Here is a 14937-nt window from a genome sequence, read left to right as displayed (position 1 = left end):
TTCCCCGAAGCACCGATCCACCGCACCTTTCCGAAGACTTACGAGAGTCCGCCATGTACGAGCTGTCCCGGGTCCGCCTCTACTCGATCGGGCCCGCCGGTGCGCGCTATGCCGACACCGTGCTTGACCTGCGAGGCGTGGGCGACGTCGTGCCCGATCCCGCACCCACGCAGGCGGAGTTCTTCGAGGACGAGCCCGTCGGCCCGCCGCGCCGGCCCGCGCCCGCGGGCGTGCTCTTCCTGGAGAACGGCGGCGGCAAGTCCGTCCTGCTCAAGCTGATCTTCTCGGTGATGCTGCCGGGCCACCGCAACACCCTCGGCGGCGCCAGCTCCGGCGTTCTGCGCAAGTTCCTGCTCGCCGACGACTGCGGTCATGTCGCACTGGAGTGGCAGCACGTGCTGACCGGCGAGTGCGTGGTCGTCGGCAAGGTCAGCGAGTGGCGCGGCCGGCAGGTGTCCAACGACCCGCGGAAGTTCGCCGAGGCCTGGTACTCCTTCCGTCCCGGCCCCGGCCTCACCCTCGACAACCTCCCCGTCGCCGAGTCCACCGCCGTACGGCCGTCCGTCGAGGGCCAGTCGGGGGCACAGGGCCGCCGGCGCACCATGAAGGGTTTCCGGGACGCGCTCACCGACGCCGGCAAGGCGTACCCGCATCTGGAGGTGCACTGGGAGGAGATCCACGACCGGTGGATCGAGCACCTCGGCGAGCTGGGCCTCGACCCCGAACTCTTCCGCTACCAGCGGGAGATGAACGCCGACGAGGGCGAGGCCGCCGGCCTCTTCGCGGTCAAGAAGGACTCCGACTTCACCGACCTGCTGCTGCGCGCCGTGACGGACACGCGGGACACCGACGGTCTCGCCGACCTCGTCGGCGGCTTCGGCAACAAGCTGGGCCGGCGCGCCGAGCTGATCGCCGAACGCGACTTCACCGCAGGCTCGGTGGACCTGCTCGGGCGCATCGTCGAGGCCGCGGACGCGCGGGCACGCGCGCGTGACGTCCACGCCGGTGCCGAGCGCCGCACCCGCACCCTCGCGCGCCGGCTCACCGCCCGCGGCCTGCGCGAGCGCACCCGCGCCGCAGACCTGGCCCAGCGGGTCACGGCCGCCGCCTACGCCGTCACGCACGCCGAGGGCGCCCGCGAGCGCAGCGCACTGATCGCCGCCGAACTCGCCTTCCGGCACGCCTCCTTGGCGCTCGCCGCCGCGGAGAAGTCCGCCGCCGCGCAGAAGCGGGAACTCGCCGAGGCGCGCACCCTGCACGCCGCCTGGCAGGCCGCCGAGGTCTCCCTGCGGCAGCGCGCCGCCGCCGACCGGGTCGCGCGCGTGTCCGCCGCCATCCAGGAGGCCGAGCGCGACGCCGCCCCGGCGCTTGCCGCCCGCGCCAAGGCCGCCGTCGACCTCGTCCGCGCTCTGCACGCCGCCGCCGCGAGCGCCGAGACCCTCGCCAACGAGGAGGAGGAGCGCTCCGCGGCGCTCCAGGACGTCGGCGAGGCCTCCCACCGGGACGCCACCTCCGCCGCCACCGAGGCGCAGCGCGCCCGCAGCGAGGCCGGCCACCTGCGCCAGCGCCTCACCGAGGTCGAGCAGGAGACCGCCGAAGCGGTTCGCGCCGGCTGGCTGGACGACAGCGCGCCCGACGCCGACCCCGCGCGCGCGGCGCTCGCCGCCAGCGACGCCGAGAAGAACGCCGTGGCTGCCTGGGACACCGCCCGTGAGGCCTCGCGGGCAGCTGCCGAGCACGCCCGTGAGGCCGCCTCGGCCGAGTCCCGCGCCGAGCTGACCGCGGCCCGGGCCGCGGACGCGGCGACGGCCGCGCAACGGTCGTACGAGGCCGAGCGCCGGCTCGCCGAGGGTCTCGCGAGCGAGGAGCGGCTGGCCGAACTACTCGGCCTGACCGGCGGCGCGACCGCGCGGATCATCCCGCCGCCACGCCAGGAGGGCGAGGCCGAGAGCACCGGGCTCATGCCCGAGGACCTCGACCGCTACGCCGAGGAGCTGCGCGAACTCCTCGACGACACCGTCTCCTCCGCCGAGCGGCAGCTGTTCGAGCTGCGGACCGCCGCCGCCGACGACTCCCGCATCCTCGGCGCACTCGGCGACGGCGGACTCCTGCCGCCCGGCCCGGACGTGCTCGCGACGGTCGAGTTCCTCGGCGAGCACGGCATCCCCGCCCTGCCCGGCTGGCGCTACCTCGCCCAGGCCGTCGACCCCGTCGACCACGCGCGCGTCCTCGCCGCCCGGCCGGAACTGGTCGACGGCGTGATCATCACCGATCCGGACTCGCACGCGCGCGCGCGTGAAGCGCTCAGCCAGGCCGCGCTGCTACCCCGGTCCGCCGTGGCCGTCGGCACCGCCGCCGCCCTCCTCGCCCCCACCCCGGCGCCCGACGCCGACACCCGTGACGTCTTCCTCGTACCGCCGAACCCGGCCATGCACGACGAGCACGCCGCCGACGAGGAACGGCAGACGCTGCGCGCGCGGGCCACGGAACGGGACGAGGAGATCCGCCGGCTCGCGGCGCGGCTCGGCAAGGACCGCGAACTGGCGGCCCGGCTCGCCTCCTGGCGCACCGGCTGCCCCGCCGGGCGGCTCACCGAACTGGCGCGGACCGCCGAGGAGGCACGCGCCTTCGCCGAGGAGACCGAGGCCGAGCTGGCCGAGGCACGGACCGTGCGCGCGGAGGCCGACGAGGCGGCCGCCGAAGCCGCGCAACTGCGCGACGAGCGGCAGGACACCGCCCAGAAGGCCCGGCGCGCCGCCGACGCCCTCGCCGGCCTCGCCTTCCGGCTGCGTGAACGCGCCGGCTGGCAGGTCAAGCTGCGTGAACTCGCCGACGAGGCCGCGGAGTCCGAGGCCCGCGCCCAGGCCTGCCTGGAGCGCGCCCGCGCTGCCGACGAGGACCGCCGCGCCGCCCAGCGGGCCGCCGACGACTCCCGCCGCACCGCGCGTGCGCTGCGTGCCGAGCGCTCCGAGATCGCCGGCGCCCCCGACGACGTACCGGAGGACGACCCGGACGCGCCCAAGGCGTCCCTGCCCGCCCTGCGCGAGGCCTATCGGGCCGCCTCCCAGGTGTACGAGAAGGTGGGCGTCGGCGCCGACCTGCGAGCCGAACAGGCCCGCGCGGAGAGCGACGAGAGCGCGGCCCTGGCCGAGCTGGACCGGCTGAGCAACAAGGTCCGTACCCGCGCGGAGCAGTTGCTCCAGTCACCCGACGGTTCCGACGGGCCGTCCCGGCAGGCAGCCGCCGCGCGCGCGGAGGAGCTGGTCCAGCTCCTGGAGACCCGCGTGTCCAGTGCGAGCGAGCAGCTCGGCCGGCTCCGCGGCGAGGCCGAACGGCACGCGCCCGAGGACGGTGACGCCCACACCCGGCTGCCCGAGGAGCTCGAGCCGCGCGACGCCGAGCACGCGCAGGCCCTGCTGCGCACCGCCACCGCCGAACTGGCCTCCCGCACGGAGGCGTTGACCCAGGCGCGGGAGGCGCACGCCGAGCTGCTGGACGCCCACCGTGCCGCCGAGGACGCGGCCGGCGGTTTCGACGAGATCGCCGCCATGCTCCGCGACCTGCTGCGCGAGCACACCCCCGAGGAGGAACAGGAGGCGCCGGAGCCCTACCCGGGCGTCCTGGAGGAGGCCCGCCAGTCCGCGGCCGAGGCCCGCCGGTCCCTGCGTGGCTGCGCCGCCGACCTGTCCGCCGCCGAGGCCGCGGTCCGTGAGGCGAGCGACATCCTCGTCCGGCACGCCAACTCCACCCGCTACGAACAGGTGCGCACTCCTGCCCGGCAGCAGATCCGCGAACTGCCCGCCGCCGCGCTGCCCGAGCACGCCCAGAAGTGGGCGGACGCCTTCGCACCCAGGCTCCGCGTCCTCACGGACGAGTTGGAGCAGCTGGAGCGCAATCGCGACTCGATCGTGGACCGGCTGCGCGGCCTCGTGGAGTTGGCGCTCGCCACACTGCGGTCCGCCCAGCGGCTGTCCCGGCTGCCCGAAGGACTCGGCGAGTGGTCCGGGCAGGAGTTCCTGCGCATCCGCTTCGAGGAACCCGACCAGGCCACTCTCAGTGAGCGGCTCGGTGAAGTCGTCGACGAGGCCACCCGCGCCGCCGTCAAGAAGAACTCCGACCTGCGGCGCGACGGCATGTCCCTGCTGCTGCGGGGCGTCGGGGCGGCGCTTGAGCCCAAGGGCGTCGCCGTCGAGATCCTCAAGCCGGACGCCGTGCTGCGCGCCGAGCGGGTGCCCGTCGGCCAGATGGGCGACGTCTTCTCCGGTGGCCAGTTGCTCACCGCAGCCATCGCCCTGTACTGCACGATGGCGGCCCTCAGGAGCAACGACCGGGGCCGCGACAAACACCGGCACGCCGGCACGCTCTTCCTCGACAACCCCATCGGCCGCGCCAACGCGACCTATCTGCTGGAGCTCCAGCGCGCGGTCTCGGACGCCCTCGGTGTGCAGCTCCTGTACACCACCGGCCTGTTCGACACGACGGCGCTGGCGGAGTTTCCCCTGGTCATCCGTCTGCGCAACGACGCCGACCTCCGGGCCGGCCTGAAGTACATCAGCGTGGAGGAACACCTCCGCCCGGGACTGCCGCAAGCGTCCTCCGGTGAGGTGGGGCACAGCGAGATCACGGCGACGAGGATGTTCAAGCGCCCGGCACCGACCACCCCGTAGCGCGGCGGCGGGAAACCGCCGCCATGACGGGCGCTTGCCCTGCAGAGCCGGCAGAAAGGACAGGTGACGCCGGAACCGGCGTGATGCGACGGCGGGCGCGGCCGCCCCGACCGTGGGCCGGAGCGGCGTGCTGAGCGATGCGTCCCGTGACACCGGTCTCGGGTGTCAGAGGCTTCCCCTGCGATCGGTTACAGGTCTCAGGAGTGGGACAGCTGCCCGGCGCCGCCGCTCCGGCGACGTATCCGCTTCTGCGCGCGCCCGGCGACCCGCTCCTGTCGGCGCGCCCGGCGACGCTCACGGCGCAGTGCTCGCGCGGTGCTGCTCGGCGTCGACACGACGCCGTTGCGCTGGTTCCACACCTGGCGGGTCACCCAGACGTCCAGCGCGCCCCAGGTGGCCACCACGGTGCTGACCACGCTGCTGATGACCATGGGGAACGCCAGCCAGGATCCGGCCAGCGTGCACAGGAGGGCGACCATGGCCTGAAGCAGCGTCACGGCGATGAACAGCACCGCCCGCACCGCAGACCTGCGAACCGGGTCGGGGAGCCGGCGCCGGCGGGCGGGCTCTTCCACCCACAACGGCCGGTACTGAGGCCGCTCCCGCTCCGCGTGGGACGTACCACCGCCCCCGGCCGCCCCCGAGCGACGGGCGTCCTCGGCCGCGTCACTGACGGCCGCCACGGTCACCGGAGGGCCGCTTCGCTCCGTCACCCTGCGCCCCTTCACCGGAATGTCACGATCCGGTGCCTCGGAGTCCCGCAGCGCCGTACCGCGCGTCGCCGTACCGTCCTCGGGCGCCTCGCGCCGCTCCGCCGTGCCCATCAACGTGTCACTCCCCACCGCCGGCAGACCGCTTGCCCCCGGCTCCAAGAACCGGCTCCCCATTGGCTGCCCGGCTTGCGCTCTTTTACGCCGCCCGGGTGCGGCATGCGGCTCCTGTGGCCGATTCCGTCCCCAATTCCCAATGAGTAGGACGCGCAACCCACTCCGAAGATTCCCGAACTGCGAAAAATTCTGGCCAACTCCGCCATGGCGCCGGTCGGATCCCGCCCCGCTCGAAGGTGCTGGTTCCGGGAGGCAATCTCCCACAATGAACGGACAACTCACCCTGCTGCGACGCCTATACGGACGTTCAGATTCCGGACGCGTCTTCGAGTTAACGGCGCGTCGGTAGTAGGCTCGCGCCGTTTGTTGACGCACATGCGTACCCCCTGCCGGTGGGGGTTCGAGCTGGGGGAGTCCATGCGCTTTCGCGGGAAGTCGATCCGCCGGAAGATCGTGGCGCTGCTGCTCGTGCCGCTGGTGTCCCTGACCTCCCTGTGGGGCTTCGCCACGGTGCTCACCGGCCGCGAGGCGAACCGCCTGTTCACGGTGTCGAACCTCGTGGAGAAGGTCGGCTACCCCATCGAGGACACCGTCCGAATCGTCCAGCAGGAACGCCGCCAGACCCTGGTCTACCTCGCCGATCCCCGCGCCTCCGACGCGCTGTCCGCCCTGCGTCGTACCCGTACCGCCACCGACGAGGCGCTCGCGGAGATCCGCGCGAACGCCAAGGACTCCGACGTACGCGAGGTACTCGACGAGGACGACGGCGAGGGGCTGACGGCGGTCCTCGACGCCTTCGACGGGGTCGACGTCCTGCGCCGCGGTGTCGAAGAGGGAACCGTGACCCGCGCCCAGGCGCTGGACCTCTACAACCGTCTGATCGACCCCTGCTACACGCTGCTGGCCAAGCTCGACGTCGTCGACAGCGTGGAGATGGACAAGCAGTACCGGGCCCTCGTCAGCGTCGCCCGCGCCCGTGAGCTGCTCTCCCGGGAGGACGCCCTGCTCGGCTCCGCCCTGGTCGTGGGCCGGGTCACCCGGGACGAGATCCGTGACGTCTCCGACCTCGAGGCCCAGCGCAACGTCGTCTACGACATCAGCCTCGCCCAACTGCCCGCCGCGGAGCGCGAACGCTACGAGCACTTCTGGAAGAACGCCACCACCGCCCCCGTGCGCACGGCGGAACAGGCGGTCGCGTCCACCGAGCCCGGTGAGATGCCCCGCGGGGTCACCGCCAAGACCTGGGACACCGCGGCCGCGAACGTCCTCGACGAACTCGGCGCCCTCGACGAGCAGGCGAACGACCGTTACCAGGACCGCGTCCGCCCCGTGGCCGTCGAGGTGATCGTCAAGGCGGTCGTCGCCGGAGTCTTCGGCCTCATCGCCCTGCTCGTCTCCCTCGTCCTGTCCGTGCGCATCGGCCGCGGGCTCATCCGCGACCTGCGTCAACTGCGTCTGGAGGCGCACGAGGCGTCCGGCGTCCGGCTGCCCAGCGTCATGCGCCGCCTCTCCGCGGGCGAACAGATCGACATCGAGACGGAAGCCCCACGGCTGGAGTACGACAAGAACGAGATCGGCGAGGTCGGCCAGGCCCTCAACACCCTTCAGCGCGCCGCGGTCGAGGCCGCCGTCAAACAGGCCGAGCTGCGCTCCGGCGTCTCCGAGGTCTTCGTCAACCTCGCCCGCCGAAGCCAGGTGCTGCTGCACAAGCAGCTCACCCTGCTCGACACGATGGAGCGCCGTACCGAGGACACCGAGGAACTCGCCGATCTCTTCCGCCTCGACCACCTCACCACCCGCATGCGGCGGCACGCCGAGGGCCTGGTGATCCTCTCCGGCGCCGCCCCCTCGCGGCAGTGGCGCAAGCCCATCCAACTGATGGACATCGTGCGCGCCGCCGTCGCCGAGGTCGAGGACTACGAACGCATCGAGGTCCGCCGCCTCCCGCGTGTCGCCGTCACCGGCCCCGCCGTCGCCGACCTCACGCATCTCGTGGCCGAGCTCCTGGAGAACGCCACCGTGTTCTCCCCGCCGCACACCGCCGTCCAGGTCCTCGGCGACCGGGTCGCCAACGGCTTCACGCTGGAGATCCACGACCGCGGCCTCGGCATGGCGCCCGAGGCGCTCCTGGACGCCAACCTCCGGCTTGCCGAGACGCCGGAGTTCGAACTGTCCGACACCGACCGGCTGGGCCTCTTCGTGGTCAGCAGGCTCGCCCAGCGTCAGAACGTCCGAGTCTCCCTGCAGCCCTCCCCGTACGGCGGCACGACCGCGGTCGTCTTCATTCCCGACGCCCTGCTCACCGACGACGTCCCCGACACCAACGGCATCGGCTTCCGGCTCGACCGCCCCCGGCCCGCGAAGGAGACGGAGCCCGCGAGGAGCCGCAGGTCCGCGCTGGCCCAGACGCCGGTGCAGCTCCCCGGAACGCCCGCGCTGCTGGACGGCCCGGTCGAACTGGAGGCTCCGGTCGACCTGGACGCATTCGGCGGCTTCCCGGTCCCCCTGGACGACGACAGCGGCGAGCGGGGCGGCCTGTTCCGTCCCAGCCGCTCCCTCACCCGCACGCCGGACGGCCCGGTGCCCGGCGCCGTCGAGCAGCGCCGTCGGCCGGCCGACGGCCGCAGCGAACCGGACCGTCCCGCGACGGGCGACCCGGCCGCCCCCGTGCCCCTGCCGGGCCGGAGAACCCCGAAGCTGGTCAGCTCGCACGGCCGTCCGGTCACCGATCAGCGGTCCCGACGCGCGGGTGCGGAGACGGGAACGGGCGAAGAACCCCCGTCGCGGCCCACCGGAGGGCGGCCGGAGCAGGACGGCCCGGCCCCACTGCCCTCCCGCCGTCGCGGCGCGACGCCACAGATACCGCGGAGCACCGGTGCCGCCGAGCGCTCCGGAGACGGTACCGGCCGGCCGCCGCAGCCACCCGCCCTGCCGAGCCGCAGCCGAAGGCCTGCCGGCCCGGACGAGACGTCCTACCTCACACGCAACCCGCTCCACCAGGCCGAGGAACCGGCGCCGGGCAGCCCCGAGGGCCTCACCGGGCCTCCTGGCAACACGGCTCATGACACCGGCTCCGGTACGGGTGCCCTGCCCCGGCGCGTACGGCAGGCGAACCTGGCCCCGCAGTTGCGGCAGGGCCCCGAGCGGCCCGCCCAGGACCGCTCGGACCCCGCCGACCGAGACGCGGACGAGGTCCGCAGCCGCATGGCCTCGCTCCAGCGCGGCTGGCAGCGCGGCCGCGCGGAGAACGCCGCGGACGACGATGCCCACAGCGGCACAGCACCACAACGAACGACAAAGGGGGACGGTCGATGACCGCACCGAAGGCGACCGGCCACACCACGACCGACAACGGCGAACTGAACTGGCTCCTCGACGACCTCGTCGACCGCGTCGGCAGCATCCGTAAGGCCGTCGTGCTTTCCGGCGACGGCCTCGCGACGGGAGCCTCCAAGGACCTGAGCCGGGAGGACAGCGAGCACCTGGCCGCTGTGGCCTCCGGATTCCACAGCCTCGCCAAGGGCGTCGGCCGCCACTTCGAGGCCGGCAGCGTCCGCCAGACCGTCGTGGAACTCGACGAGGCCTTCCTGTTCGTCACCGCCGCAGGCGACGGCAGCTGCCTCGCCGTCCTCGCGGACGCCGACTCGGACGTCGGACTGGTGGCGTACGAGATGACACTGCTGGTGAAGCGGGTCGGCGTACATCTGGGCACCGCCCCGCGCACCGATCTGCCCGCCGGCGGGTAGTGGGACGGTATGAGGACAGACGGGCAGGGAAGCAGCCACTGGTTCGACGACGAGGCCGGACCGGTCGTCCGTCCGTACGCCATGACGCGCGGCCGCACCACCAGTGCGGTCCAGCACCGTCTCGACCTGATCGCGGTCGTCGTCGCCGAACCCCAGGCCGACGACCCGGACGCGGACCTCGCGCTGTCCCCGGAACACGTCGACATCGTGGACCTGTGCCGGGACGCCCCCCAGTCGGTCGCCGAACTCGCCGCCGGACTCGACCTGCCCATCGGGGTGGTACGCGTCCTCGTCGGGGATCTCGTGGATGCGGAATTCGTCCATGTGAACCGGCCCGTACCCCCGGCCGAACTGCCGGACGAGAGTATTCTGCGCGACGTGATCAACGGCCTCCGAGCGCTGTGAGCAGCGCGGAAGCGAGGTGAGGACGTGGCAGGCTGGCAGTTCTGGGTGGACCGGGGCGGCACCTTCACGGACGTCGTCGCGCGCCGCCCGGACGGCAGGCTGCTCACCCACAAGCTGCTGTCCGACGACCCGGCGCGGTACGCCGACGCGGCCGTCGCCGGTGTCCGCGCCCTGCTCGGCGACGCGTGCGAGCCCGTCGAGGCGGTGCGCATGGGCACCACCGTCGCCACCAACGCCCTCCTGGAGCGCACGGGCGAGCGCACCCTCCTCGTCGTCACCCGCGGCTTCCGCGACGCGCTGCGCATCGCCTACCAGAACCGCCCCCACATCTTCGCCCGCCGCATCGACCTGCCGGAACTCCTCTACGAACGGGTCGTCGAGGTCGACGAGCGCATCGCGGCCGACGGCACCGTCCTGCGCGCCCCCGACCTGGACGCCCTCGCAGGACCGCTGCGGCAGGCCTACGACGACGGCATGCGTGCCGTCGCCGTGGTCTGTATGCACAGCCACCGCCATCCCGCCCACGAGCAGGCCGTGGGACGACTCGCCGCCCGCACCGGATTCCCGCAGATCTCGCTGTCCAGCGAGGTCAGCCCCCTCATGAAGCTCATCCCGCGCGGGGACACGGCTGTGGTGGACGCCTACCTCTCGCCGGTGCTGCGCCGCTACGTCCGGCACGTCGCCGACGAACTGCGCGATGTGCGCCTGATGTTCATGCAGTCCAACGGAGGCCTGGCCGAGGCGAGGCGGTTCCGCGGCAAGGACGCCGTCCTGTCCGGGCCCGCAGGGGGCATCGTGGGCATGGCCCGCATGTCCCAGCTCGCCGGCTTCGACCGTGTCATCGGCTTCGACATGGGCGGCACCTCCACCGACGTCTCCCACTTCGCGGGCGCGTACGAACGCGTCTTCACCACGCAGCTCGCGGGCGTCCGCCTGCGCGCGCCCATGCTGGACATCCACACCGTCGCCGCCGGCGGCGGTTCCGTCCTCCACTTCGACGGTTCCCGCTACCGCGTGGGGCCGGACTCGGCCGGCGCGGCCCCCGGCCCCGCCTCCTACCGCGGCGGCGGCCCCCTCGCCGTCACCGACGCCAATGTGATGCTCGGCCGCATCCAGCCCGCCCACTTCCCGCAGGTGTTCGGCCCCGATGGCGACCAGCCCCTCGACGACGCACTCGTCCATGACCGCTTCACCGCACTCGCGCGCGAGATCCACGAGACGGTCGGCGACGACCGCACACCCGAGCAGGTCGCCGAGGGGTTCCTCCAGATCGCCGTCGCCAACATCGCCAACGCGGTGAAGCGGATCTCCGTCCAGAAGGGCCACGACGTCACGCGCTATGCCCTCACCACCTTCGGCGGTGCGGGCGGTCAGCACGCCTGCATGGTCGCCGACTCCCTCGGTATCCGCACCGTGCTCGTGCCGCCCATGGCCGGTGTCCTGTCCGCGCTCGGCATCGGCCTCGCCGACACCACGGCCATGCGCGAACAGTCCGTGGAGGCGCCGCTGGAGACCGCCTCCCTGCCCCGGATCCTCAGGACGGCCGACGACCTGGAGGCGGCGGCCCGCGCCGAACTCCGAGCCGAGCACGTCCCTGAGGACCGCGTCCGGGTCACCCGCCGCGCCCAGCTGCGCTACGACGGCACCGACACCACCCTCACCGTCGAACTGACCGACCCCGCCATCATGCGGGCCGCCTTCGAAGAACGTCATCGCGCCACGTACTCCTTCGTGCTCGACCGCCCGGTCGTCGTGGAAGCACTCTCCGTGGAATGCACCGGCATCACCGAACCCCCCGATCTCTCCGCCCTCGCTCCGTACGAAGGCCGCACCGCACCACCCCGCACCGTCCGCCTCCACACCGGCGGCACCTGGCGCGACGTACCCCTCCACCGCCGCGAGGACCTGCCTCCCGGTCAGACCGTCACCGGACCGGCGATCATCACCGAGACCAGCGCCACGACCGTCGTGGACGACGGCTGGCGGGCCGCGGCCACGCACGACGGGCATCTGCTCTTGGAACGCACGGCGATCACGCAGAGTTCCGGCCCGGACACGGAAGTGGACCCCGTCCTCCTCGAGGTGTTCAACAACCTGTTCATGTCCATCGCCGAACAGATGGGTGTCCGGCTGGAGTCGACGGCCCAGTCCGTCAACATCAAGGAACGCCTCGACTTCTCCTGCGCGCTCTTCGACCCCGACGGAAACCTGGTGGCCAACGCCCCCCACATCCCCGTCCACCTGGGATCGATGGGAACCAGCGTCAAGGAGGTCATCAGCCGTCGCGGCCCCGCCATGCGACCTGGCGACACCTACGCCGTCAACGACCCCTACCACGGCGGCACCCACCTGCCCGACGTCACCGTGATCACGCCGGTCTTCGACACGAGAGACGACCTCGACACGGAGAGTGACCGCGACACCGGGAGTGACCCGCGGGTCCTCTTCTACGTCGCCTCCCGCGGCCATCACGCCGAGATCGGTGGCATCGCCCCGGGCTCCATGCCGGCCGACAGCCGCACCATCGACGAAGAAGGCGTCCTCTTCGACAACTGGCTGCTCGCGCAGAACGGCCGCCTCCGTGAGAGGGAAACCCTCCGCCTGCTCACCGAGGCCCGCTACCCCTCCCGCAACCCCGCGACCAACCTCGCCGACCTGCGCGCGCAGATCGCCGCCAACCAGAAAGGCGTCGACGAAGTCGCCCGCATGATCGAGAACTTCGGGCTCGACGTCGTACAGGCGTACATGCGGCACGTCCAGGACAACGCCGAGGAGGCCGTGCGCCGCGTCATCGACGCCCTCGACGACGGTGAGTACGCCTACGAGACCGACGCCGGTGCCTTCATCCGGGTACACGTGCGCGTGGACCGCGAGAACCGCTCGGCGACCATCGACTTCACGGGCACGTCGGCGCAACCGGCAACCAACTTCAACGCCCCGTACGCCGTCGTCAACGCGGCCGTCCTGTACGTCTTCCGCACCCTTGTCGCGGACGACATCCCCCTCAACGACGGCTGTCTGCGCCCCCTCAGGATCATCGTGCCGCGGGGCTCCCTGCTGGCCCCCGAGCCCCCCGCCGCCGTGGTGGCGGGCAACGTCGAGACCTCCCAGGCGATCACCGGCGCCCTCTACGCCGCCCTCGGTGTCCAGGCCGAAGGCTCCGGCACGATGAACAACGTCACCTTCGGCAACGCCCGCCACCAGTACTACGAGACCGTCGCCTCCGGATCCGGCGCGGGCGACGGTTTCCCCGGCGCGAGCGTCGTCCAGACGCACATGACCAACTCCCGCCTGACCGACCCCGAGATCCTGGAGTGGCGGCTTCCTGTACGGCTCGACGAGTTCGCCGTCCGGCAGGGGAGCGGCGGTGCGGGAGAATGGCGCGGCGGAGACGGCGCCGTACGCCGCATCCGGTTCCTGGAACCGATGACCGTCTCCACCCTCTCCCAGCACCGCAGGGTCCCTCCCTACGGCATGGCGGGCGGCGCCCCCGGAGCACTGGGCGTCAACCGCGTGGAACGCGCGGACGGCACCGTCGCCGAACTCGGCGGCAGCGACTCCGTGGACGTCGGCCCCGGCGACGTGCTCGTCATCGAGACCCCCGGCGGCGGAGGCTACGGTCCGCCGCCCACGACCCCCCATCGAGCAGGAGAAGTAACCGATGATCTTCGGGCGTTCTGAGCGCGGCAAGCCCCCGGTGGAGCCTGTCACGCTCAAGATCCTGGTGGCAGGCGGCTTCGGCGTGGGCAAGACCACCCTCGTCGGCGCCGTCAGCGAGATCAGGCCGCTGCGCACCGAGGAGTTCCTCACCGAAGCGGGCCGGCCGGTCGACGACACCACGGGCGTCGAGCGCAAGCACACCACCACGGTCGCCATGGACTTCGGGCGCATCACCCTGCGCGAGGACCTGGTGCTGTACCTCTTCGGCACGCCCGGCCAGGAACGGTTCTGGTTCATGTGGGACGAGCTCTCCGAGGGCGCGCTCGGCGCCGTCGTGCTGGCCGACACCCGCCGCCTGGAGGACTGCTTCGCCGCCGTCGACTACTTCGAGCGCCGCTCCATCCCCTTCCTCATCGGCGTCAACTGCTTCGAGGGCGCGGCCCGGTACCCCGTGGAAGACGTACGCCGCGCCCTCGACCTCGACGACGCCGTACCGGTGCTGTTGTGCGACGCCCGCGACCGTGGCTCGGTGAAGGACGTGCTGGTCGGTGTCGTCCAGCACGCCATGGACCACGATGCCGACCGCCGCCGCACCGTCACCACCTGAGAGGTGCGCAGGGCCCGTACCCTCACGACCGGGGTACGGGCCGCAGCCGCCGGACGACGCACACGCGTGGGGCGGGCTCGGGCCAACCCCCGGGTGCTGGCTCGTGACCCGGTGACCGCTCAGAAGGCGGCGTTGCGGAGGAGGCCACCGCCGGCACACCGAAGCCCCAGCCGAAGGCGATCACCGCCCGCCCCGAGGCCCGCGCCGTGATGCCCACACGCCCGGCCGGCCGGCCCTCCCGCGCAACGCGAGGCCCTCGTACCACCGCAACTCCAGGGCGGTGGGGAGGTCGTGGACCTCGGCGGGGCAGAGGTCCACGGGCCCGATGCCCGCCTCCTCGCAGGGAGCCGCGGCGATCGTCTTCCCGCGCGGTACCGGGACCTGATAGATGCAGGGGACATGACACGACTTTCCAGCGCCGTGCGCGGTGCCGTCACCACGCTCGCCGCCCTGCTGGCACTGACCACCGCGTCCGCCACGGCCCGCGCGGACCCCGACCCCGGAGCCCCGGCGGACTTCGTCGCTCTGCGGACCGTGGACCGGACGATCCTCCAGGACATGCGCTACGTCACCCCGCACAACTTCGTCGGCGAACGCATCGACGGTTATCGCCAGTCGCTGTGCATCCTCACCCGGCCGGCCGCCCAAGCCCTGCACAGGGCCCAGACGAAGCTCCTGCGCCGGGGCTACACACTCAAGGTCTACGACTGCTACCGCCCCCAGCGCGCCGTGAACCACTTCGTCCGCTGGGCCCAGGACCTCGACGACCAGGCCATGAAGGGGGAGTTCTACCCGAACGTCGACAAGACCCGCCTCTTCGAGGACGGTTACATCGCCGAGAAATCCGGTCACAGCCGCGGCTCGACCCTGGACGTCACACTCGTCAGACTGCCGGCCCGACCGGCCGGGCCGTACGTGCCCAGTGAACCTCTAGTAGGACTCCGTTACGTCTGCCTGTCGGTCCTGTCTGGGGGAACGCTGAAGGTGTGGATGCACATGAAGTAAACCGTGCTCGGGTGAAGTTA

The 14937-nt window shown here is 72.5% G+C and carries 7 protein-coding genes and 1 pseudogene; 7 read left to right on the top strand and 1 reads right to left on the bottom strand.

Features of this window, described 5'->3' with window-relative positions; all coding sequences use genetic code 11:
- The first annotated feature begins 53 nt into the window (after positions 1-53).
- Positions 54-4667, top strand: a complete 4614-nt coding sequence (locus tag ACIP5W_RS25795; protein WP_401478049.1) for a hypothetical protein — start codon at positions 54-56, stop codon at positions 4665-4667.
- A gap of 197 nt (positions 4668-4864) precedes the next feature.
- Here the strand turns inward: ACIP5W_RS25795 and ACIP5W_RS25790 are convergent, their stop codons facing one another.
- Positions 4865-5491, bottom strand: a complete 627-nt coding sequence (locus ACIP5W_RS25790; RefSeq protein WP_401478046.1) for a hypothetical protein — start codon at positions 5489-5491, stop codon at positions 4865-4867.
- A gap of 420 nt (positions 5492-5911) precedes the next feature.
- On the opposite strand from ACIP5W_RS25790, the gene ACIP5W_RS25785 reads away from it, so the two are divergent.
- The 6 genes and pseudogenes from ACIP5W_RS25785 to ACIP5W_RS25760 all read left to right on the top strand — a co-directional run.
- Complete coding sequence (locus ACIP5W_RS25785) at positions 5912-8809, top strand: nitrate- and nitrite sensing domain-containing protein (protein WP_401478373.1); 2898 nt, start codon at positions 5912-5914, stop codon at positions 8807-8809.
- On the top strand, positions 8806-9240 hold the full coding sequence (locus ACIP5W_RS25780) for a roadblock/LC7 domain-containing protein (RefSeq protein ID WP_401478043.1): 435 nt from the start codon (positions 8806-8808) through the stop codon (positions 9238-9240). Before ACIP5W_RS25785 ends, ACIP5W_RS25780 begins: the two co-directional genes overlap by 4 nt.
- Before the next feature lie 9 nt (positions 9241-9249).
- Positions 9250-9645: a DUF742 domain-containing protein gene (locus tag ACIP5W_RS25775; RefSeq protein ID WP_401478040.1), complete on the top strand. Its 396-nt coding sequence runs from the start codon at positions 9250-9252 to the stop codon at positions 9643-9645.
- 24 nt (positions 9646-9669) lie between these two features.
- Complete coding sequence (locus ACIP5W_RS25770) at positions 9670-13326, top strand: hydantoinase B/oxoprolinase family protein (RefSeq protein WP_401478037.1); 3657 nt, start codon at positions 9670-9672, stop codon at positions 13324-13326.
- Positions 13307-13912: a GTP-binding protein gene (locus ACIP5W_RS25765; protein WP_401478034.1), complete on the top strand. Its 606-nt coding sequence runs from the start codon at positions 13307-13309 to the stop codon at positions 13910-13912. Before ACIP5W_RS25770 ends, ACIP5W_RS25765 begins: the two co-directional genes overlap by 20 nt.
- A gap of 399 nt (positions 13913-14311) precedes the next feature.
- Positions 14312-14848 (top strand): annotated as a pseudogene (locus tag ACIP5W_RS25760) (M15 family metallopeptidase); the annotation flags it as partial.
- Positions 14849-14937 lie beyond the last annotated feature (89 nt).

Origin of the sequence: Streptomyces sp. NPDC088766 (assembly GCF_044750845.1) — a bacterium.
In the GTDB taxonomy this organism is placed as follows: Bacteria; Actinomycetota; Actinomycetes; order Streptomycetales; family Streptomycetaceae; genus Streptomyces.
Note: the sequence above shows the minus strand (reverse complement) of the source record. Positions and strands in the feature narration are given on the sequence as shown.